Annotated in this window: 25 protein-coding genes and 1 tRNA gene; 19 read left to right on the forward strand and 7 right to left on the reverse strand. The window is 58.2% G+C overall.

The features are described from left to right. Positions 1-66 precede the first annotated feature (66 nt). Positions 67-1155, reverse strand: a complete 1089-nt coding sequence (locus ACA075_RS11230) for an asparaginase (RefSeq protein ID WP_497298505.1) — start codon at positions 1153-1155, stop codon at positions 67-69. A gap of 345 nt (positions 1156-1500) precedes the next feature. Between ACA075_RS11230 and ACA075_RS11235 the strand changes: the two genes are divergently transcribed. The 8 genes from ACA075_RS11235 (at position 1501) to ACA075_RS11270 (ending at position 9116) form a co-directional block, all read left to right on the forward strand. Next, complete coding sequence (locus ACA075_RS11235; protein WP_497298506.1) at positions 1501-1950, forward strand: hypothetical protein; 450 nt, start codon at positions 1501-1503, stop codon at positions 1948-1950. A gap of 188 nt (positions 1951-2138) precedes the next feature. Beyond that, a complete protein-coding gene (locus ACA075_RS11240; protein ID WP_497298508.1) occupies positions 2139-3095 on the forward strand; it encodes a sugar ABC transporter substrate-binding protein in 957 nt (318 codons plus the stop codon). A gap of 55 nt (positions 3096-3150) precedes the next feature. Continuing rightward, the gene (locus tag ACA075_RS11245) at positions 3151-4704 is read left to right on the forward strand and encodes a sugar ABC transporter ATP-binding protein (protein WP_219095910.1); all 1554 of its coding nucleotides are present in this window, start codon (positions 3151-3153) and stop codon (positions 4702-4704) included. Next, positions 4701-5678: an ABC transporter permease gene (locus ACA075_RS11250; RefSeq protein WP_010455954.1), complete on the forward strand. Its 978-nt coding sequence runs from the start codon at positions 4701-4703 to the stop codon at positions 5676-5678. Before ACA075_RS11245 ends, ACA075_RS11250 begins: the two co-directional genes overlap by 4 nt. Positions 5679-5681: 3 nt before the next feature. After that, on the forward strand, positions 5682-6701 hold the full coding sequence (locus ACA075_RS11255) for a LacI family DNA-binding transcriptional regulator (protein WP_219095912.1): 1020 nt from the start codon (positions 5682-5684) through the stop codon (positions 6699-6701). A gap of 24 nt (positions 6702-6725) precedes the next feature. Beyond that, positions 6726-7643, forward strand: coding sequence for a ribokinase (gene rbsK, locus ACA075_RS11260; RefSeq protein WP_497298511.1), 918 nt, complete (start codon positions 6726-6728; stop codon positions 7641-7643). Then, positions 7640-8044: a D-ribose pyranase gene (gene rbsD / locus ACA075_RS11265; RefSeq protein WP_497298513.1), complete on the forward strand. Its 405-nt coding sequence runs from the start codon at positions 7640-7642 to the stop codon at positions 8042-8044. Before rbsK ends, rbsD begins: the two co-directional genes overlap by 4 nt. Before the next feature lie 43 nt (positions 8045-8087). Beyond that, entirely contained in the window at positions 8088-9116 is a 1029-nt protein-coding gene (locus tag ACA075_RS11270) for a nucleoside hydrolase (RefSeq protein WP_497298515.1), read from the forward strand. 31 nt (positions 9117-9147) lie between these two features. Here ACA075_RS11270 and ACA075_RS11275 read toward each other — a convergent pair whose 3' ends face one another. After that, positions 9148-9360, reverse strand: coding sequence for a hypothetical protein (locus ACA075_RS11275; protein WP_497298517.1), 213 nt, complete (start codon positions 9358-9360; stop codon positions 9148-9150). 132 nt (positions 9361-9492) lie between these two features. Here ACA075_RS11275 and ACA075_RS11280 point away from each other — a divergent pair, with 132 nt between their 5' ends. Further along, a complete protein-coding gene (locus ACA075_RS11280; protein ID WP_094471651.1) occupies positions 9493-9798 on the forward strand; it encodes a hypothetical protein in 306 nt (101 codons plus the stop codon). A 167-nt stretch (positions 9799-9965) separates the two neighbouring features. Further along, the gene (locus ACA075_RS11285) at positions 9966-10286 is read left to right on the forward strand and encodes an I78 family peptidase inhibitor (protein WP_497298519.1); all 321 of its coding nucleotides are present in this window, start codon (positions 9966-9968) and stop codon (positions 10284-10286) included. A gap of 72 nt (positions 10287-10358) precedes the next feature. Here ACA075_RS11285 and ACA075_RS11290 read toward each other — a convergent pair whose 3' ends face one another. Both ACA075_RS11290 and ACA075_RS11295 read right to left on the reverse strand, forming a co-directional pair. Beyond that, positions 10359-10571 (reverse strand): cold-shock protein, encoded by a 213-nt coding sequence (locus ACA075_RS11290; RefSeq protein ID WP_007905882.1) that lies wholly within the window; start codon positions 10569-10571, stop codon positions 10359-10361. 290 nt (positions 10572-10861) lie between these two features. Then, a complete protein-coding gene (locus ACA075_RS11295) occupies positions 10862-11164 on the reverse strand; it encodes a hypothetical protein (RefSeq protein WP_497298521.1) in 303 nt (100 codons plus the stop codon). Positions 11165-11537: 373 nt separating this feature from the next. Here ACA075_RS11295 and thrS point away from each other — a divergent pair, with 373 nt between their 5' ends. The 9 genes from thrS (at position 11538) to ACA075_RS11340 (ending at position 18993) form a co-directional block, all read left to right on the forward strand. Continuing rightward, positions 11538-13460 carry a threonine--tRNA ligase gene (gene thrS / locus ACA075_RS11300; RefSeq protein WP_010455934.1) on the forward strand — a complete coding sequence of 641 codons (1923 nt, stop codon included), beginning with the start codon at positions 11538-11540 and terminating at the stop codon, positions 13458-13460. Then, complete coding sequence (gene infC, locus ACA075_RS11305) at positions 13460-14011, forward strand: translation initiation factor IF-3 (protein ID WP_176469887.1); 552 nt, start codon at positions 13460-13462, stop codon at positions 14009-14011. Before thrS ends, infC begins: the two co-directional genes overlap by 1 nt. 60 nt (positions 14012-14071) lie before the next feature. Then, a complete protein-coding gene (rpmI, locus tag ACA075_RS11310; protein ID WP_008145659.1) occupies positions 14072-14266 on the forward strand; it encodes a 50S ribosomal protein L35 in 195 nt (64 codons plus the stop codon). A 27-nt stretch (positions 14267-14293) separates the two neighbouring features. Beyond that, positions 14294-14650 (forward strand): 50S ribosomal protein L20, encoded by a 357-nt coding sequence (rplT, locus tag ACA075_RS11315; RefSeq protein ID WP_007905879.1) that lies wholly within the window; start codon positions 14294-14296, stop codon positions 14648-14650. Between the two features lie 109 nt (positions 14651-14759). Continuing rightward, the gene (pheS, locus tag ACA075_RS11320; RefSeq protein WP_007905876.1) at positions 14760-15776 is read left to right on the forward strand and encodes a phenylalanine--tRNA ligase subunit alpha; all 1017 of its coding nucleotides are present in this window, start codon (positions 14760-14762) and stop codon (positions 15774-15776) included. Positions 15777-15802: 26 nt separating this feature from the next. Further along, a complete protein-coding gene (gene pheT / locus ACA075_RS11325) occupies positions 15803-18184 on the forward strand; it encodes a phenylalanine--tRNA ligase subunit beta (protein ID WP_497298524.1) in 2382 nt (793 codons plus the stop codon). Between the two features lie 3 nt (positions 18185-18187). Next, positions 18188-18490, forward strand: coding sequence for an integration host factor subunit alpha (gene ihfA / locus ACA075_RS11330; RefSeq protein WP_002553164.1), 303 nt, complete (start codon positions 18188-18190; stop codon positions 18488-18490). Further along, positions 18471-18827 carry a MerR family transcriptional regulator gene (locus ACA075_RS11335; RefSeq protein ID WP_219095931.1) on the forward strand — a complete coding sequence of 119 codons (357 nt, stop codon included), beginning with the start codon at positions 18471-18473 and terminating at the stop codon, positions 18825-18827. Before ihfA ends, ACA075_RS11335 begins: the two co-directional genes overlap by 20 nt. A gap of 89 nt (positions 18828-18916) precedes the next feature. Further along, positions 18917-18993, forward strand: a tRNA-Pro gene (locus tag ACA075_RS11340). Between the two features lie 89 nt (positions 18994-19082). On the opposite strand, the gene ACA075_RS11345 is transcribed toward ACA075_RS11340, so the two are convergent. Genes ACA075_RS11345 through ACA075_RS11355 form a run of 3 tightly spaced genes read right to left on the reverse strand, consistent with a single transcriptional unit; the run spans position 19083 to position 21306 of the window. Next, the gene (locus tag ACA075_RS11345) at positions 19083-20195 is read right to left on the reverse strand and encodes a phage integrase Arm DNA-binding domain-containing protein (protein ID WP_497299233.1); all 1113 of its coding nucleotides are present in this window, start codon (positions 20193-20195) and stop codon (positions 19083-19085) included. Then, positions 20195-20407: a hypothetical protein gene (locus ACA075_RS11350; protein WP_497298525.1), complete on the reverse strand. Its 213-nt coding sequence runs from the start codon at positions 20405-20407 to the stop codon at positions 20195-20197. Before ACA075_RS11350 ends, ACA075_RS11345 begins: the two co-directional genes overlap by 1 nt. Before the next feature lie 44 nt (positions 20408-20451). Continuing rightward, positions 20452-21306: a DNA adenine methylase gene (locus tag ACA075_RS11355; protein ID WP_497298527.1), complete on the reverse strand. Its 855-nt coding sequence runs from the start codon at positions 21304-21306 to the stop codon at positions 20452-20454. Positions 21307-21342 lie beyond the last annotated feature (36 nt).

Below are 21342 nucleotides of genomic sequence, written 5' to 3' on the forward strand. Positions count from 1 at the left end.
ACCACTCGCCCAGGCTGGCGAGTGGTGAATGCAGTGCCCGACCGGAATCGGTCGGGCGAGGGCGAATCAGTATTCCCAGAACATCCGTTGCAGCTCTTTGCTGTCGTTGGTCTTGGTCAGCGCGACCATGGCCAGGATGCGGGCTTTTTGCGGGTTCAGGTCATGTGCCACGACCCAGTCGTACTTGTCGTCAGGCTGTTCGGCATTGCGCAGGACGAAACCACCGGCGTTGACGTGGGACGAGCGAATGATTTGCACGCCATCCTTGCGCAGGGCTTGCAGGGCAGGAACCACGCGCGAAGAGACCGAACCATTGCCGGTGCCGGCATGGATGATCGCTTTGGCGCCGGACTGAGCCAGTGCTTTGTAGGCGGTGTCGCTGACGTTGCCGTAGGAATAGGCGATTTCGACGTCAGGCAGAGTTTTGATGGTTTTGATGTCGAATTCCGAATCCATGGTGTGACGCTTGGCCGGCAGGCGGAACCAGTAGGATTTGCCTTCAACGACCATGCCGAGCGGGCCCCAGGCACTTTTAAACGCCTCGGTCTTGATGTTGATCATTTTGCTGACGTCGCGACCCGACTGAATCTCGTCATTCATGGTCACCAGCACGCCTTTGCCGCGAGCTTCTTTGCTGCTGGCGACGGCGACGGCGTTGTACAGGTTCAACATGCCGTCAGCAGACATTGCAGTGCCCGGGCGCATGGAGCCGACGACGATGATTGGCTTGTCGGTTTTCTCCACCAGGTTCAGGAAGTACGCGGTTTCTTCCAGGGTGTCGGTGCCGTGGGTGATCACGATGCCGTCGACGTCTTTGCTGTCGGCCAGTTCGGCGACGCGACGACCCAGTTGCAGCAGGTTGTCGTTGGTGATGCTTTCCGAGGCAATCTGCATGACCTGTTCGCCTCGAACGTTGGCCAACTGGCTGAGCTCTGGAACCCCGGCGATCAGCTGCTCGATACCGACTTTCGCCGCCTGGTAGGTCGCGCTGTTAGCGGCGCTCGCACCGGCGCCGGCAATGGTGCCGCCGGTGGCGAGGATCACCACGTTGGCCAGTTTCTGTTGGGTTTCGACTTCTTTTGCCTGAAGAGCGGTAGGCAGGAGCAGCAGGAGGGCCAAAGCGCCCGGAATAAAGGTGTTGAAGGCAGATTTCATTATTTTCTCTCTAGTAGTGAGACGGTGCTGATGCAAGTTCATCTAGATACGCCCCAGGCAGATCTGAACGCTTGGGGTCTAGGTGAAGAGCAGGATCTGTACCAGCCCTACGTTGAATGAGAAAAACTTTTAACTGGATGATTTATATCAATATTTACCCAATGGGTTACCAGCGTTAAACAGTCTCGTGTCCGGGTTTCCGAATAAGTTGAGGTTTCGCGTTCGGCTCTCCGAAAAGGCCTACGACTTCTGGTGAACACATGGCCTTGCCAGATAGAAAATTGGTGCTAAAGAAACCCGCGCGCAGGTCGATGTCCCTTCAAAGGATTTTTTTCGGGAGTTCACATGTCTTTTTCTGTCGGTTTTCCAAATGCGGGCGCAATCACCATCGGTGGCAAGACTCCGTCCACGATCAATGCCTTGAGCGAAGCGACGGAAGAAGCGTCGACTCAACTGACTGGAAAAGAAGAAAATCAGGTCAGAACCGGTGGTGCTGTTCAGGGCGAAAGCAAATCCGGGAGCAAATCCGAGAGCAAAAGCACTCAAAGTATTGCGGTGCAGGTGCTGCTCAAACGCATGCAGGAACTGCAACAGCAGTTGCGCGAACAACAGCAGCAGTTGGCCGCTGCTCAGGCAGCGTCTTATCCAACCGAGGAAGCCAAAGCCACCGCTGTCATGTCGATCCAGGGGCAGATCGCCGAGACCAATGGCGCGTTGGCCCAGGTCACGGGCAATCTGGTGAAAGAATTGGCCAAGGACTCCAGCACTGGCGCGCTGGTCAGCACGACCGCGTGATGTGCGGGGTTGGTTTTTGCCAACCGAGACACAAAACAGGTCGTTGACAAATCACAGCAGGGTTCGCATAGTTCGGTCTACGCAAACGTTTGCGCGCTGTTCTTGATGGCTCGGTCCCTTGACGGACGCCATGAAGCTTACGCCAGCGCAAGCGTTGCTCACAATAATCATAAGATCGGAGTGAACCCATGAAGCTGCCATTCGCTGGACGTCTTCTTGCTGTCGCTATGCTGGCCGCCGCATCTGCCGCGCTGCCTGTCTCTTCGGCTTTCGCCGAGACTCCTGAAAAACCCAAAGTCGCGCTGGTCATGAAATCCCTGGCCAACGAGTTCTTCCTGACCATGGAAGACGGCGCCAAGGCTTATCAAAAAGACCATTCCGGCGATTTCGAACTGATCTCCAACGGCATCAAGGACGAAACGGATACCGCTGGGCAGACGCGCATCGTCGAGCAAATGATTCTGGCGAAGGTCAATGCGCTGGTCATCGCGCCGGCCGACTCCAAGGCCATGGTTCCGGTGATCAAGAAAGCCATCGATGCCGGTATCACCGTGATCAATATCGATAACCAGCTCGACCCGGCCGTGGTCAAAAGCAAGAACATCACCGTCCCGTTCGTAGGCCCGGATAACCGCAAAGGCGCACGTCTGGTCGGCGAGTATCTGGCCAAGCAGCTGAAGGCCGGTGACGAAGTCGGCATCATCGAAGGTGTGTCCACCACCACCAACGCCCAGGCTCGCACCGCAGGCTTCAAGGACGCGATGGAAGCGGCGCAGATCAAGGTTGTTTCGTTGCAGTCCGGTGACTGGGAGATCGACAAGGGCAACAAGGTTGCCGCCTCGATCCTCAGCGAGTACCCGGACGTCAAAGCCCTGCTGGCCGGCAACGACAGCATGGCCGTCGGTGCCGTTTCCGCTGTGCGTGCGGCAGGTAAGGCTGGCAAGGTGCAGGTGGTCGGTTACGACAACATCAACGCCATCAAGCCAATGTTGAAAGACGGCCGGGTCTTGGCGACCGCTGACCAGTTTGCCGCCAAGCAAGCCGTGTTCGGTATCGAGACAGCGCTGAAAATCATCAAGGGCGAGAAGGTCGACAGCGGCGCCAATGGCGTGATCGAAACTCCGGTAGAGCTGGTCACCAAGTAACCCTTCTGGCGACACAATGGTGCTCGCCCGACAGGGCGAGCGCATGGAGAGTTTTATGTCAGTTTCCGCCCCGAACGCTGTCCTCTCGGTCAGCGGCATCGGCAAGACCTACGCCCAACCCGTCCTGACCGGCATTGACCTGACGTTGATGCGCGGTGAGGTGCTGGCGCTGACCGGCGAGAACGGCGCCGGCAAAAGCACGCTGTCGAAAATCATTGGCGGGCTGGTCACGCCGACCACCGGCCACATGCAATTCCAGGGGCAGGAATACCGCCCAGGCAGCCGCACCCAGGCCGAAGACCTGGGCATCCGCATGGTCATGCAAGAACTCAATCTGTTGCCGACCCTGTCGGTGGCGGAAAACCTGTTTCTCGACAATCTGCCCAGCAATGGCGGCTGGATCAGCCGCAAACAACTGCGCAAAGCCGCGATCGAGGCCATGGCCCAGGTCGGGCTCGACGCGATCGACCCGGACACCCTGGTCGGCGAACTCGGCATCGGCCACCAACAAATGGTCGAGATCGCGCGCAACCTGATCGGCGATTGCCATGTGCTGATCCTGGACGAACCGACGGCCATGTTGACCGCCCGTGAAGTCGAGATGCTGTTCGAGCAGATCACCCGCCTACAAGCGCGTGGCGTGTCGATCATCTATATCTCCCACCGGCTCGAAGAGCTGGCGCGAGTGGCCCAGCGCATTGCGGTGTTGCGCGACGGCAACCTGGTCTGCGTCGAGCCGATGGCCAATTACAACAGCGAGCAACTGGTCACGTTGATGGTCGGTCGTGAACTCGGCGAACACATCGACCTGGGGCCGCGCAACATTGGCGCTCCCGCCTTGACGGTCAAAGGGCTGACTCGCTCGGACAAAGTTCGCGATGTGTCCTTTGAAGTCCGCGCCGGCGAGATCTATGGGATTTCCGGATTGATCGGGGCAGGGCGCACCGAGTTGCTGCGTCTGATCTTCGGTGCCGACACGGCGGACAGCGGCACCGTCGCGCTGGGTTCGCCGGCTCGGGTGGTGAGTATCCGTTCGCCGGCCGATGCGGTCGGTCACGGCATCGCCCTGATCACCGAGGACCGCAAAGGCGAAGGCCTGCTGCTGACTCAATCGATCAGCGCCAACATCGCGCTGGGCAACATGCCGGTGATTTCCAGTGGCGGCATCGTCAACAACGCTGACGAAATGTCCCTGGCCCAGCGTCAGATCGATGCCATGCGCATCCGCAGTTCGAGCCCGACGCAGCTGGTCTCCGAGCTGTCGGGTGGCAACCAGCAGAAGGTCGTGATCGGTCGTTGGCTGGAGCGTGACTGTTCGGTAATGCTGTTCGATGAACCGACCCGTGGCATCGATGTGGGCGCCAAGTTCGACATCTATGCGCTGCTCGGTGAGCTGACCCGCCAGGGCAAAGCGCTGGTGGTGGTGTCCAGCGACCTGCGTGAGCTGATGCTGATCTGCGACCGGATCGGCGTGTTGTCGGCGGGGCGCCTGATCGACACCTTCGAGCGCGACAGTTGGACCCAGGATGACTTGCTTGCTGCCGCGTTCGCCGGCTACCAAAAACGTGATGCGTTGCTCAACGAAGCAGCGCCTAGGGAACTTCCATGAAAACTGCATCTTCTGCCGGCAAACGTAGTGGCAATTTCTACGGCCTGGGCACCTATCTGGGCCTGGCCGGTGCCTTGCTGGCGATGGTTGCGCTGTTCTCGGTATTGAGCAGCCACTTCCTGTCCTACGACACTTTCAGCACCCTGGCCAACCAGATTCCCGATTTGATGGTGCTGGCGGTCGGTATGACGTTCGTGCTGATCATCGGCGGTATCGACCTGTCGGTCGGCTCGGTGTTGGCGCTCGCGGCGTCGGCCGTCAGCGTGGCAATTCTCGGCTGGGGCTGGAGCGTCCTGCCTGCAGCGCTGCTCGGGATGGCGATTGCGGCATTGGCCGGGACCATTACCGGATCGATCACCGTGGCGTGGCGAATTCCGTCGTTCATCGTGTCCCTCGGCGTGCTGGAAATGGCTCGCGGCGTGGCGTATCAGATGACCGGTTCGCGTACGGCTTACATCGGTGACGCCTTCGCCTGGCTGTCCAACCCGATTGCCTTTGGCATCTCTCCATCGTTCATCATTGCCTTGCTGATCATCATCATCGCCCAGGCCGTGCTGACCCGTACCGTGTTCGGTCGCTACCTGATCGGCATCGGCACCAACGAAGAAGCGGTGCGTCTGGCAGGGATCAATCCAAAACCCTACAAGATCCTGGTATTCAGTCTGATGGGGCTGCTGGCGGGTATTGCCGCGCTGTTCCAGATTTCCCGTCTGGAAGCGGCGGACCCGAATGCCGGCTCCGGGCTTGAGTTGCAAGTGATCGCCGCGGTGGTGATCGGCGGCACCAGTCTGATGGGCGGCCGTGGTTCGGTGATCAGCACCTTCTTCGGGGTTCTGATCATTTCCGTACTGGCGGCGGGCCTGGCGCAGATAGGCGCGACTGAGCCGACCAAACGCATCATCACCGGCGCAGTGATCGTGGTGGCGGTGGTGCTTGATACTTATCGCAGTCAGCGCGCAAGCCGGCGGACCTGAGTCATGGCAACGATCAAGGATGTAGCGGCGCTCGCGGGGATTTCCTACACCACGGTGTCCCATGTGGTGAACAAGACCCGGCCGGTCAGCGAAGAGGTGCGGATCAAGGTCGAGGCGGCGATCAAGACCCTGGACTATGTGCCGAGCGCCGTGGCTCGCTCATTGAAAGCCAAGACCACGGCGACCATCGGTTTGCTGGTGCCGAACAGCCTCAACCCGTACTTCGCCGAACTGGCCCGGGGCATTGAGGATTACTGCGAGCGTAACGGCTACTGCGTGATCCTCTGCAACTCCGACGACAACCCGGACAAACAGCGCAGCTACCTGCGCGTGCTGCTGGAAAAACGCATCGACGGGTTGATCGTGGCCTCGGCCGGTGGCGACGCGGGGCTGGCAGAAGGTCTCGCCGGCGTGCGCACGCCGATGGTCATCGTCGACCGCGGGCTGGAGGGTGTGAATGCCGACTTGGTGCGTATCGACCACGAATACGGCGCCTACCTGGCCACCCGGCATCTGCTTGAGCTGGGTCACCGGGACATCGCCACCATCGGTGGCCCGGCAGGTACCAGCGTGGCGCAGATGCGTCTGGCCGGTTATTGCCGAGCCTTGCAGGAGGCGGGGGTGGAGGTGCATCCCGAACGCATGCTGGAAAGTGATTTCACCAGCACGGGCGGTTACAACGCCGCCGCGATTCTGCTGGAAAAGAACCCGCCCAGCGCGATCTTCGCCGGCAACGACATGATCGGCATCGGCGTGTTGCGAGCGGCTGCCGAGCGCAATGTGCGTGTACCGACCGAGCTGTCGGTGATCGGCTTCGACGATATCCAGATGAGCCGTTATGTCTACCCGGCGCTGACCACCGTGGGCCAATCGATCCTGCAGCTCGGTGAGATGGCAGCCGAGGTTCTGTTACGACGAATCGCAACACCCGACATGGCCACCGATCAACGGATCGTGACCCCCAGTATTGTCCTGCGAGAATCGACTGCGCCGCTTGCCGGTGTGTTCGACGAATACCGCTGAAACCGAATTGACGAGTAGTGATGTATGCCAGCAAAAGTAGTGGTGATAGGCAGCCTGAACATGGACCTGGTGACCCGGGCTCCACGGTTGCCCCGTGGCGGTGAGACGCTGATCGGGCAGTCGTTTGCCACGGTGTCAGGCGGCAAGGGCGCGAACCAGGCGGTCGCGGCGGCGCGGCTGGGGGCCCAGGTGTCGATGGTCGGTTGTGTCGGCAGCGATGCTTACGGTGAAGAACTGCGCGGGGCGCTGTTGGCCGAGCAGATCGACTGCCAGGCCGTCAGCACTGTCGAGGGTTCCAGCGGTGTGGCCTTGATTGTGGTCGATGACAACAGCCAGAACGCAATCGTGATCGTCGCCGGTGCCAATGGTGCGCTGACGCCACAGGTGATCGACCGGTTCGATGCCGTGTTGCAGGCGGCGGACGTGATTATTTGTCAGCTGGAGGTGCCGGATGCCACGGTGGGTCATGCCCTCAAGCGCGGCCGTGAGCTGGGCAAAATCGTGATCCTTAACCCGGCGCCGGCCAGTCGTCCGCTGCCAGCGGATTGGTATGCGTCCATCGATTACCTGATTCCCAATGAAAGCGAGGCCTCGGCTCTGAGCGGTTTGTCGGTTGACTCCCTTGCGTCCGCCGAAACCGCCGCAACCCGGTTGATCACGCTGGGCGCCGGTAAGGTCATCATCACCCTGGGTGCGCAAGGGTCACTGTTCGCCAACGGCACAGGCTTCGAACATTTCCCGGCACCGAAGGTGAAGGCTGTCGATACCACGGCGGCCGGCGATACCTTCGTCGGCGGTTTTGCTGCCGCGCTGGCGTCCGGCAAAACTGAAGCTGAAGCGATCCGTTTCGGCCAGGTCGCCGCGGCGCTTTCAGTTACCCGTGCCGGCGCGCAACCCTCTATTCCCACCTTGTCCGATGTACAGGCGTTCAAAGCACCATGAAAAAGACACCTTTGCTCAACGTCGCGTTGTCTCGGCTGATCGCTTCCCTGGGGCACGGGGACATGGTCGTGATCGGCGATGCCGGCCTGCCCGTACCGCCAGGCGTCGAAATGATCGACCTGGCCCTGACCCAGGGTATTCCGGATTTCGTCAGCACCTTGAACGTCGTGCTCAGCGAAATGCAGGTTGAGCGCCATGTGCTGGCCCAGGAAATTCTGGACAAACAACCACCCGCCTTGAGCTCGCTGGATGAGCTGAATGCCAAAGGCGCGCTGGGCCAGCGTGAGCTGCTCAGTCATGAGCAATTCAAAGTCCTCAGTCGACAGGCGCGAGCGATTGTTCGTACCGGCGAATGTGCGCCGTACTGCAACATCGTGCTGGTCTCGGGAGTGACGTTCTAACCCGCTGTACACAATTTGTTTCCCCACGCACAAGGAGTGCGATATGCACCGCTATGCTCAGAAACTGCACCACCTGCTCCGGAGTCTGCTGCTTTTGTCCCTGATTACTGCAACGAGCGCCCAGGCGGCGGAAAAGATCGATTTGATCATCGACACCGATCCGGGTGCCGACGATGTCGTCGCCTTGCTGTTTGCGTTGGCGTCGCCGGAAGAACTGAATATCCGTGCGCTGACCACCGTCGCTGGCAACGTGCGTCTGGACAAGACTTCGCGCAATGCGCGACTGGCCCGTGAGTGGGCAGGGCGAGAGGAGGTGCCGGTCTACGCGGGCGCACCGAAACCGTTGATGCGCACGCCGATCTATGCCGAGAACATCCATGGCAAGGAGGGCCTGTCGGGTGTGACCGTGCACGAGCCGAAGAAAGGCCTGGCCGAAGGCAATGCGGTCAGTTACCTGATCGACACCTTGAAGGCCGCCAAGCCCCACAGCATCACCATCGCTATGCTCGGTCCACAGACCAACCTGGCCCTGGCGCTGATCCAGGAACCCGAAATCGTTCAGGGCATCAAGGAAGTGGTGATCATGGGTGGCGCGCATTTCAACGGTGGCAACATCACCCCGGTGGCCGAGTTCAACCTGTTCGCCGACCCGCAGGCTGCGGAAGTGGTGCTCAAGAGTGGCGTGAAGCTGACGTATCTGCCGCTGGACGTGACCCACAAGATTCTCACCAGTGAGGCGCGCCTGAAGCAGATCGCAGCGATCAACAACAATGCCAGCAAACTGGTGGGCGACATTCTCAACGAGTACGTCAAAGGCGACATGGAGCACTACGGTATTCCGGGTGGCCCGGTGCATGACGCCACCGTCATTGCCTACCTGCTCAAGCCTGAATTGTTCACCGGTCGTTCGGTCAATGTGGTCGTTGATAGCCGCGAAGGCCCGACCTTCGGTCAAACCATCGTCGACTGGTATGACGGCCTGAAAGCGCCGAAGAACGCGTTCTGGGTGGAAAGCGGCGACGCCCAGGGGTTCTTCGACCTGCTGACCCAGCGTCTGGCTCGTCTGAAGTAAGCGTTAACCCGCAGGTGCCAGCCTGCGGGTTTTAAGCCCGCTCGTTCTCTGTCAGGCCGATATAGTCGGCGGGGTATTTTTCGAATATCTGCGCGATGAATTTCCTGGCCGCTTCAGTACCCAGTTCCTTGACCAATAGATCGATGCCAATGATTGCGAACTCTTCCGGGCTGCCCGGGCTGTAAGAGCTGTGACCCTGCGGCCACTTGACGGTGATGTTGGCGTCGATGCTTATGGTGGACATGATGGCGCTCGTGAAGTCGGGAAAGTCTGAGTGTCGAGTTAACCATTTTGCGCGGCGTTTGGCACTCCGACTTAGGCATGAGAAGAGGGCTATGCGACACTTGGTCTTCGACGAATTTTCAAGGACAGCGCTGTGCAGATCGATTTGAACACACCCGACGGCTTGACCCTTGAGGCGGTGCGCCAGCTGCTGGCCTCTGCCAGTGATGATGAACACACGCAGCTGCGGGTGACCAAGGGCGGAATGGCCTACATTTCATCGGGTGTTGTAGGCGGCACCGATATCAGCGGGCTACTGTTTCGTCTGGAGACGTGGGCCAAGGGTTCCGGTTATGTAGGATTGGTCGCGGCCAGCGACGAGGTCTGGGTCATGCAGATCTTCAATGCGCTGAAAGAGAATTGGCCGAACCCACCGTTCGATTACATCGACGTCTATTGAGAGCTGTTCATATTCAGTCACGATTGAGTGATGAACGACTGGGCGCGGCTCAGGCAAACTCGCCGCTCGCGCGGTTCGAGGGCAGGGTGGTGGCACTCACCTTGAAACCAAATACCGGATTGGCGGTCGCAAGATCTCAGCTTAACTATTGGAAATAAGGAGGCTTCATGCCTTGGAAGCTCGCGTCATTGGGTACTTTGTTCGCCGTCACTCTGTTGGCTGGTTGCAGCAGCACGTCTTCCGAGTCGGCAGCAGACCCTGAAGCGACGACTGACACAGGTCACAGCCGTTGTGAGGCAAAGGCAGCCGAATTCGCCATCGGCAAAGCGGCTTCGCCCGCACTGCTTGAGCAGGCGCGTACCCGCGCAGGTGCACAGAACGCACGATTCCTGTCGCCTAACGATATGGTGACGCTGGAATACCGCTCCGATCGCTTGAACCTGAACACCGATGCCAGCCGGGTGGTCACCCGCGTCAACTGCGGCTGATCGCTTCAGCCTTTTTCTTCGCCCATAAAAAACCCCGTCACATGGACGGGGTTTTTTTAGTGCGGCTGAAAATTACTCAGCGCGGACTTGTGCAGCTTGCATACCCTTTTGGCCTTTCTCAGCCACGAAGGAAACGGTCTGGCCTTCTTTCAGGCTTTTGAAACCGTCGCTTTCGATAGCTTTGAAGTGTACGAACAGGTCGTCACCGCCACCTTGAGGAGTGATGAAGCCGAAGCCTTTTTCATCGTTGAACCATTTAACGGTGCCGGTTTGGCGATTAGACATGGTGTATCTCCAAGAAACATATATTTTCAGTAGTGCTGTGCTGCTCAGGCCAACTGGGCACACCGGGGTATCATAGTCGAAATGTTCGCTTTGGGAGCCCCCCGGACGTGCTGTTTGCCCTGCAGTCGCGTTCCGTTTGCTGCTTGATGTAGCTGAAAGCCCCGTTTTACAAGGCTTTCAGCCGAAAGTAAAGACGATAAAAAAACCTGTAAAACCTGCATAAATTGTACGAAAAAGCTCAAATGCAGCGCTTTTTATCAGTGATTAGTCGAGTCAAAAGGACTTTTTTGTCACTTTTTCACCGGCGTATTGGCCTTGCATTTAGCTATCTGGCCCAGTGCTTTCTGTTGCAATTCCGGGGTGGCCTTGTTGTCCATCAAAGCTTGAATATCAGCCGCCGGATAAGACTTGATCGAGTCAGCACCGCAAGCGCAGTGAGATTTCGCCGCTGCAGCACCGATCTGCGGAGTGGCCGCTTCTGTGCATTGAGCCATGTACTTCTCGCGCTCGCCCTTCGGCCAATCGGCATGGGCGGCCAGTGGCAGCAGCAAAACAATGGGGGCGACGACTGCGAACAAACGATTCAGACGCATGCTGGGATGCTCCTTTTGGGTCAATGTCTTGTTATCTGAGGGGTAAAGCGGGGTTCAAGTTCAGCACTCTGGCATAAATTGCACGATTTGCCCCGGCATAAAGCCTCGTTGCATCGACGACCGTTCATCTGTGCTAGCATGCCTCGCTCGGGCTTTTGCAGGCTCCGGATGACCTTCAGTCCCGGTGGCGGCAACGGCGCGAATAACCCTGATTTGAATCCCAGTCACTCTGGTTCGGTTTTCCGGTTGGCCGCAAGGCTCCTGCCGCTGTAAGGCAGGCGTTCGTCATTGAATGGCCTGGATCGGATCTTGTACTGGCTCATCCCAACCCACGTGACCTTTGGTAGGGGTCACCACTAGGAGAGGAGGCGCCATGCCAACTATTACTCTTCCCGACGGCAGTCAACGTTCATTCGATCACCCGGTTTCCGTAGCCGAGGTCGCCGCATCCATTGGTGCAGGTCTGGCCAAGGCCACCGTAGCCGGCAAGGTCAATGGCAAGCTGGTCGACGCCAGCGACATCATCGACAGCGATTCCACGCTGCAAATCATTACGCCAAAGGATGAAGAGGGGCTGGAGATCATTCGCCACTCTTGCGCCCACCTGGTTGGCCACGCGGTCAAGCAGCTGTACCCGACGGCCAAGATGGTCATCGGTCCGGTCATCGACGAAGGCTTCTATTACGACATCGCCTTCGAGCGTCCTTTCACCCCGGACGACCTGGCCGCGATCGAACAGCGCATGCAGCAGCTGATCGAAAAAGATTACGACGTGATCAAGAAAGTCACTCCGCGAGCCGAAGTGATCGAAGTGTTCAAGGCCCGTGGCGAAGACTACAAACTGCGCCTGGTCGAGGACATGCCGAACGAGCAGGCCATGGGCCTGTACTATCACGAAGAATACGTCGACATGTGCCGCGGTCCGCACGTGCCCAACACGCGTTTCCTGAAATCCTTCAAGCTGACCAAGTTGTCGGGCGCCTACTGGCGTGGCGATGCCAAGAACGAGCAATTGCAGCGCGTTTACGGCACCGCATGGGCGGACAAGAAGCAGCTGGCGGCTTACATCCAGCGCATCGAAGAAGCTGAAAAGCGCGATCACCGCAAGATCGGCAAGCGCCTGGGCCTGTTCCACACCCAGGAAGAGTCGCCGGGCATGGTGTTCTGGCACCCGAACGGCTGGACTTTGTATCAAGTGCTCGAGCAGTACATGCGCAAGGTACAGCGCGACAACGGCTATCTGGAGATCAAGACTCCGCAAGTCGTTGACCGTAGCCTGTGGGAGAAATCCGGGCACTGGGCCAACTACGCCGATAACATGTTCACCACGCAGTCGGAAAACCGCGACTACGCGATCAAGCCAATGAATTGCCCTTGCCACGTGCAAGTGTTCAATCAGGGCCTGAAGAGCTACCGCGAGTTGCCGATGCGTCTGGCCGAATTCGGTGCTTGCCACCGTAACGAGCCATCGGGTGCGCTGCACGGCATCATGCGCGTGCGTGCATTTACTCAGGACGACGCCCACATCTTCTGTACTGAAGAGCAGATGCAGGCCGAATCCGCCGCTTTCATCAAGCTGACCATGGACGTTTATGCCGACTTCGGCTTCAAAGACGTCGAAATGAAGCTGTCCACTCGTCCGGAAAAACGCGTCGGTTCCGACGAGCTGTGGGATCGCGCTGAAGCTGCATTGGCTGCAGCCCTTGATAGCGCTGGCTTGCCTTACGATTTGCAGCCGGGCGAAGGTGCGTTCTACGGTCCGAAGATCGAGTTCTCGCTGAAAGATTGCCTCGGCCGTGTCTGGCAGTGTGGTACCCTTCAGCTCGATTTTAACCTGCCTGTCCGTCTGGGAGCCGAATACGTCTCCGAAGACAACAGTCGCAAGCACCCGGTGATGTTGCACCGGGCGATCCTCGGATCCTTCGAGCGTTTCGTCGGAATCCTGATCGAGCACTACGAGGGTGCATTCCCTGCGTGGCTGGCTCCGACCCAGGCAGTGATTATGAATATCACTGATAAACAGGCCGATTTTGCCGCCGAGGTCGAAAAAACCCTCAACGAAAGCGGATTTCGTGCCAAGTCTGACTTGAGAAATGAAAAGATCGGCTTTAAAATCCGCGAGCATACTTTGCTCAAGGTTCCTTATCTCTTGGTTATCGGAGATCGGGAAGTCGAGATGCAGACTGTCGCTGTGCGTACTCGTGAAGGTGCTGACCTGGGCTCGATGCCCGTCGCCCAGTTCGCTGAGTTTCTCGCGCAAGCGGTTTCCCGGCGTGGTCGCCCAGATTCGGAGTAATTACTATTAAGCGTGAAATGAGACAAGATAAACGAGCTGCACCGAAAGCCCCGATCAACGAGAATATCTCGGCACGCGAGGTTCGGTTAATTGGGGCTGAAGGTGAACAGCTTGGGATTGTGTCAATTGAAGACGCGCTTCTTAAGGCTGAAGAGGCCAAGCTGGATTTGGTGGAAATTTCCGCCGATGCAGTACCCCCTGTTTGCAAACTGATGGACTACGGCAAATCGATCTTCGAGAAGAAGAAGCAGGTTGCCGCAGCCAAGAAAAACCAGAAGCAGATTCAGGTTAAAGAAATCAAGTTTCGTCCAGGGACGGAGGAAGGGGATTACCAGGTAAAACTGCGCAACCTGGTACGTTTCCTGAGTGATGGGGACAGGGCCAAGGTATCCTTGCGATTCCGCGGCCGTGAGATGGCCCACCAGGAGCTGGGGATGGAACTCCTCAAGCGAGTTGAAGGTGACTTGCTCGAGTACGGTTCGGTCGAACAGCATCCTAAGATGGAAGGACGCCAGCTGATCATGGTCATCGCCCCGAAAAAGAAGAAGTAATCATCAGGGCACGGCAGGCCTTCTGATTATGTTTATCAACTGAATGCGGAGTATCCGAACATGCCAAAAATGAAAACGAAAAGTGGTGCTGCTAAGCGGTTTCTGAAAACTGCTAACGGTATCAAGCACAAGCACGCTTTCAAGAGCCACATCCTGACTAAAATGTCGACCAAGCGTAAGCGTCAACTGCGCGGTAGCAGCTTGCTGGCACCGTGTGACGTGGCAAAAGTCGAGCGCATGCTGCGCCTTCGTTAATTTAGTCAAGAATAGAGGAAGTAACTCATGGCTCGTGTAAAGCGTGGCGTCATTGCCCGTAAACGTCACAAAAAAATTCTGAAACTTGCTAAAGGCTACTACGGCGCTCGTTCGCGCGTATTCCGTGTTGCCAAGCAAGCGGTAATCAAGGCAGGCCAATACGCCTACCGTGACCGTCGTCAGAAAAAACGTCAGTTCCGCGCTCTGTGGATTGCTCGTATCAACGCTGGTGCACGTATCAACGGTCTGTCCTACAGCCGTTTCATCGCCGGCCTGAAAAAAGCGTCCATCGAGATCGACCGTAAGGTTCTGGCTGATCTGGCAGTGAACGAAAAAGCGGCGTTTGCTGCGATTGTCGAGAAAGCTAAAGCCACCTTGGCTTAAGTACCCCCGACAGTCACCCGGCCTCACCTCTGTGGGGCCAGGTGTTAAACGTCATAAATAGGGGAAGAGCCTTCAAGCTCTTCCCCTATTTTGTATCTGGAGTCTGTACATGGAAAACCTGGACGCGCTCGTCTCTCAAGCACTAGAGGCTGTGCAAAGCGCTGAAGATATCAATGCCCTGGAGCAAATCCGGGTTCACTACCTTGGCAAAAAGGGTGAATTGACTCAGGTGATGAAGACCCTGGGGAATTTGCCGGCAGAAGAGCGTCCGCAAGTCGGCGCCCTGATCAACGTTGCCAAGGAGCGTGTCACAGAGGTTCTCAATGCCCGCAAGGCACTGTTTGAAGAGGCCGATCTGGCCGCCAAACTGTCTGCCGAGTCCATTGACGTGACCCTGCCTGGCCGCGGCCAGACCTCGGGTGGTCTGCATCCCGTTACTCGTACTCTGGAACGTATCGAACAGTTCTTCACCCACATTGGCTACGGCATCGCCGAAGGCCCTGAGGTTGAAGACGACTACCACAACTTCGAAGCGCTCAACATCCCAGGCCATCACCCGGCCCGGTCGATGCATGACACCTTCTATTTCAATGCCAACATGTTGCTGCGCACCCATACCTCGCCGGTACAGGTCCGCACCATGGAGTCGAAACAACCGCCGATCCGCATCGTCTGCCCAGGCCGTGTGTACCGTAGCGATTCCGATATCACCCACTCACCGATGTTCCACCAGGTCGAAGGCCTGCTGGTCGACCGCGACATCAACTTCGCCGACCTCAAAGGGACCATCGAAGAGTTCCTGCGCGTGTTCTTCGAAAAGGAACTGGCCGTGCGTTTCCGCCCTTCGTACTTCCCTTTCACCGAGCCGTCCGCTGAAGTCGACATGGAATGCGTGATGTGCAGCGGTAAAGGCTGCCGCGTCTGCAAACAAACTGGCTGGCTGGAAGTCATGGGCTGCGGCATGGTTCACCCGAACGTGCTGCGCATGTCCGGGATCGACCCGGAAGAGTTTTCGGGCTTTGCCTTTGGCATGGGCGTTGAGCGTCTGGCGATGCTGCGTTACGGCGTGAACGACTTGCGTCTGTTCTTCGACAACGACTTGCGGTTCCTCGCGCAATTTCGCTAGTCGTAACGAATTCTTAGGAGAGCAGGATGAAATTCAGTGAACAATGGCTGCGTGGCTGGGTAAGCCCGCAGGTAAGTCGCGACGAGCTGGTTGCTCGCCTGTCGATGGCCGGGCTTGAGGTCGATAGCGTTACGCTGGCCGCCGGTGAATTCAGCGGCGTGGTAGTGGGCGAGGTGCTGAGCACCGAGCAGCACCCGGATGCCGACAAGTTGCGCGTTTGCCAGGTCAGCAATGGCTCGGAGACTTTCCAGGTTGTGTGCGGTGCGCCAAACGTGCGCCCGGGTCTGAAGATCCCGTTCGCCATGATCGGTGCCGAACTGCCGGGCGACTTCAAAATCAAGAAAGCCAAGCTGCGTGGCGTTGAGTCCAACGGCATGTTGTGCTCACAAGCCGAGCTGCAAGTCGGCGAAGGCAACGATGGTCTGATGGAGTTGCCGGCGGATGCGCCAGTGGGTCTGGACATCCGTGAGTACCTGAGTCTGGACGACGCCAGCATCGAGGTCGACCTGACCCCGAACCGCGGCGACTGCTTGTCCCTGGCCGGTCTGGCTCGTGAAGTCGGCGCGCTGTATGCCGCTGAAGTCACCCGCCCGGTGGTTGCTGTCGTGCCAGCCGTGCATGACGAAGTGCGTTCGATCGAAGTGCTGGCGCCAGCCGCTTGCCCGCGTTACCTGGGGCGTGTGATCCGAAACGTCGATCTGTCCAAGCCTACGCCGCTGTGGATGGTCGAGCGTTTGCGTCGTGGCGACGTGCGCAGCATCGATGCTGCCGTCGACATCACCAACTACGTGATGCTGGAGTTGGGTCAACCGCTGCACGCGTTCGATCTCGCTGAAATCAATGGCGGCATCCGTGTGCGCATGGCCGAAGAAGGCGAGAAGCTGGTACTGCTCGACGGTCAGGAAGTCAGCCTGCGTAGCGATACGCTGGTGATTGCCGACCACACCCGCGCCTTGGCCATCGCCGGCGTCATGGGGGGCGAGCACAGCGGCGTCAACACCACGACCACTCGTGATGTATTCCTGGAAAGCGCTTTTTTCGATCAGATTGCCGTCGCTGGCAAGGCCCGCTCCTACGGCCTGCACACCGATGCCTCGCACCGCTACGAGCGTGGCGTGGATTGGCAACTTGCCCGTGAAGCCATGGAGCGCGCCACTGGCCTGCTGCTGGAAATCACTGGCGGCGAAGCTGGCCCTATCATCGAAACCGTCAGCGAACAGCACCTGCCGAAGATCGCACCGGTCACCCTGCGTGCGCAGCGCATCACCCAGATGCTGGGCATGGAAATGGAGTCGGCCGAAGTCGAGCGTCTGCTCAGCGGTCTGGGCCTGAAGATTTCCGCCGACGGGGCAGGGCAGTGGCGTGTTGAAGTGCCAAGCCACCGTTTCGACATCAGTCTGGAAGTCGACCTGATCGAAGAGCTGGCCCGTTTGTACGGCTACAACCGTCTGCCGGTTCGTTACCCGCAAGCTCGCTTGGCGCCGCAAGCCAAAGCCGAAGCGCGGAGCGATCTGCCTGAACTGCGTCGCCTGCTGGTGGCGCGTGGTTATCAGGAAGCAATCACCTACAGTTTCATCGATCCGAAACAATTCGAGTTGTTTAATCCGGGTGTCGAGCCGCTGCTGCTGGCCAACCCGATCTCGAACGACATGGCGGCCATGCGCTCATCCTTGTGGCCCGGTCTGGTCAAGGCGCTTCAGCACAACCTGAACCGTCAACAGGATCGCGTCCGTTTGTTCGAAAGCGGCCTGCGCTTCGTTGGTCAGCTGGAAGGCCTGAAGCAAGAACCGATGCTGGCGGGTGTTGTTTGCGGTAGCCGTCTGCCGGAAGGCTGGGCTCAGGGGCGGGATGTCGTGGATTTCTTCGACGTCAAAGCCGATGTGGAAGCGGTGCTGGGCTTTGCCGGCGCGCTGGATTCGTTCACTTTCGCGCCGGGCAAACACCCTGCGCTGCATCCGGGTCAAACCGCGCGCATCGAACGTGAAGGTCGTCTGGTCGGCTTCGTCGGCGCTATCCATCCTGAATTGTCGAAAACCCTTGGTCTCGACCGCCCGGTTTTCGTCTTCGAGCTGGTTCTGGCCGAAGTGGCATTGGGAAAAATGCCAAAATTCCAGGAGTTATCACGCTTTCCTGAAGTGCGTCGTGACCTGGCACTGATTGCGTCCACAGACGTTGCGGCCAGTGCCGTACTGGATGTAATCCGTGAAAATGCAGGCGAATGGCTCACAGACCTCAGGCTATTTGACGTGTATCAGGGTAAAGGCATTGATCCTGATAGAAAAAGCCTTGCAGTCGGCTTGACCTGGCAGCATCCATCGCGCACTCTTAATGACGATGAGGTGAATACCACGACGCAAAACATCCTCACCTCGCTCGAACAAAGGTTGAACGCCACGTTAAGGAAGTGACGTATGGGGGCTCTGACGAAAGCTGAGATGGCGGAACGTCTGTATGAAGAGCTGGGCCTGAATAAACGGGAGGCCAAGGAATTGGTCGAACTGTTTTTTGAAGAAATCAGGCACGCTCTTGAAGACAACGAACAAGTCAAATTGTCCGGTTTCGGCAATTTCGACCTTCGGGACAAACGCCAGCGGCCTGGCCGCAATCCGAAAACGGGTGAAGAAATCCCGATCACGGCTCGCCGTGTGGTCACCTTTCGTCCAGGGCAGAAGTTGAAGGCCCGAGTTGAGGCTTATGCTGGAACCAAGTCATAACGACGAGCTACCCGTCATCCCAGGCAAACGCTACTTCACCATTGGTGAAGTTAGCGAGCTGTGTGCCGTAAAACCGCACGTGCTGCGCTACTGGGAACAGGAGTTTCCTCAACTCAACCCCGTCAAACGGCGCGGAAACCGCCGGTATTATCAGCGACAAGACGTGCTGATGATCCGGCAGATCCGCGCGCTTCTTTACGATCAAGGGTTCACCATCGGCGGCGCGCGCCTGCGTTTATCCGGTGATGAAGCCAAAGACGACACCACTCAATACAAACAGATGATTCGGCAGATGATTGCTGAGTTGGAAGATGTGTTGGTTGCCCTCAAGAAATAATTTCCTGCATTTGAATACTTCCAGTTTTCAAAAGCTTGCGATATATTCTTGAGCGTTCTTCGAGGAGAGGAACAGGTTTCACGCCTAGTCGGGGCGTAGCGCAGTCCGGTAGCGCACTAGCATGGGGTGCTAGGGGTCGAGTGTTCGAATCACTCCGTCCCGACCATTATTCCTGAGTAAAATCAGACACTTAAGCCGATCAGATAGATCGGCTTTTTTGTGTCTGCGCAAAACCCGCGCAAAACTGGCGCAAAACTACCCGGTGATTTCGCTGATATTCAGGTCCGGTATTGCCTCGGACCAGATGATTTCCTCGTGCTCCCGCTGGTAGTTTCTGGTCATGCCCTCGCTCGCATGGCCAGCAATTTTCTGACCATCCTTCCCGGCTTTTTTGTACAGGTGCAGCGATAGCGCTCGCACTTCGTGGAAGCCCGGCATCTCTTCTTCCTTCCACCCCGCGTAGCAGTTCGCCGCCTCCCTGGCTTCCTTGAATGCTCGCGTCAAATACCTCTCTTCAACCTTCGTCCAGTGATCCTTGGTCTGCGCCTGTTTCTGTTTCCGGCGCTCGGGCTTTCGGTGCACCAGGTAGGGCGATACGACATCGTCACGGCATCGGCTGATGACCGCCTGCAACTCCGGCGTTATCAGAAATCGTATCCATGCCGCGTCACTGGCCTTGGCCGTCTTCTTCTGCACCACGTACAGGTAACCCTCCCGACTGCCATCAAAACGCATATCGAGGATGTCTGTCCGGCGCTGGGCGGTGATCAACGCCAGGTCGATTGCGTTCTGCAGCCAAGCCGGCGACTTCTCCCGGATGGCTTTCAGTCCTTCAACCGTGTGGCGTTTGCGCTGCTTCTTCTCGATCCGGTTGATGGTGCTGGCCGCCGGGTTGTCCGGGCACAATCCTTTGGACGCTGCGTGATTGAAGATGTCGATCAGCAGCGCCCTGCACTGGTTCGCCGTGCGGGGAGTGAGCGCGTCCAGCATCTCCGCGACCATGCGAATGGTTATCTGATCGACGGCCTTGCCCTCGAACTGCTTGCGGAAGCGCCGGAAGTGCACGGCGTAAAGGCCCAGCGTTCCTTTGGCCAGCTCGCGTGGTGGCAGAACGTCGCGTTCGTAGGTATCGAGGAAGCCAGCAAATGACTCCGATGAGTTGCCCATCACGGCGCCGATCAGGTCAGCGCCGCGCATGAATTCCAGATTCAGCTGCTTCGCGGCATCAATCGCCTTGATTCGGTCGCTGCCAAACGGGAACCACTTACCGTCGGTTGGCCGCCGGTAGCGATAAGTCGAACGCCGCGAATCGAAATACAGGTTCTGCGGGAGGCTCTTGTTCGCCTTGTTGCGCGGCCGTGGGACCATCATGCAGCTCCTTTCAATACCATCGCGACCAGGTCGTTGCCGCTCGACCGGTTGAACGCGGTCCAGTCAACGTACCAGAGTTTCCCGATCTGCTCCCCGGGCACCATGCCGTTTCGGATGTGGTTGCGGATGGCTTGCGGGCATTGCGGCGTTCCGTTCTCGCCCCAGCGCCGGCGCTGGAACTCACTGATCTTTATCAGTTCTCGTTTCATTGGGTGCTCCATGCCGCGCGTGGCGGCAGAAGGTGGTGAAAGTGTTAGGCTCGCTCGCCCAGATCTAAGCCTATTTGGCTGACTCGATCGACGCAGGCGGGATTCAGCCAGATGCATTCGGTTCGGCTGGCGGTGCCTCGAGCTGCCGAGATTCGCGCCGAGGTGCTGTAGTTGGTCCAGCCCGGGAGCAGCTCTGCATACAGTTCGCTCGGGTAACCAGAGAGCACGACCATTCCTTCTAGCTCGAGTAAAACGCCGAGCAGTTCTCGATGCGCGGCATCGTCCATTTCGTGCTTGTAGTACCGCCCGCTCGACGCGCCTTTGTACCTGGTGTCGTGCACGTAGGGTGGGTCCACGTAGTGCAGGGTCTGGGGTCCGTCGTGAGCGGTGATGACTTCGATCGCCGGGCGGTTCTCGATCAGCACGCCGCTCAGACGCTGGCCAACTTCGGCAAGTTGTTCCGGATACGCAGCCCAAAGTGATTGGGCTGTGCCGTACTGGCGCTTCGTATCGATGCGAAACCCTGTGACACCCTTCGTTGCGCCGGCGGACCCGAAACCCATCTGGGCGCGGATGATCGTTCTGCGTGCACGTTCGATCGGTTCAACGGTCGATTCCCATGACAATTCAAACTCTTCGCGGGAATAGGGCGTGAATACCAACCGTTCGATAAGTCCCGATCGCGCAACAGGATCCTGAAAAACGCGGAACAGGTTCACGATGTCGCCGTCTAGGTCGTTGTAAACCTCGGCATACGATCGGGGTTTTTGCATCAGAACGCCGGCCGCTCCGCCGAAGGACTCGACGTAGCAGGTGTGCGGCGGGAAGTGTTGAAGCACCCACGGCGCGAGCCGAAACTTCGCGCCGTGGTAGCGGATGACCGGTGAGGTGATGGTCATTATTTTTTCCAGGTGCGCGCCCGCCGTACACCGGCA

It is taken from the genome of Pseudomonas sp. LBUM1663 (assembly GCF_059695905.1).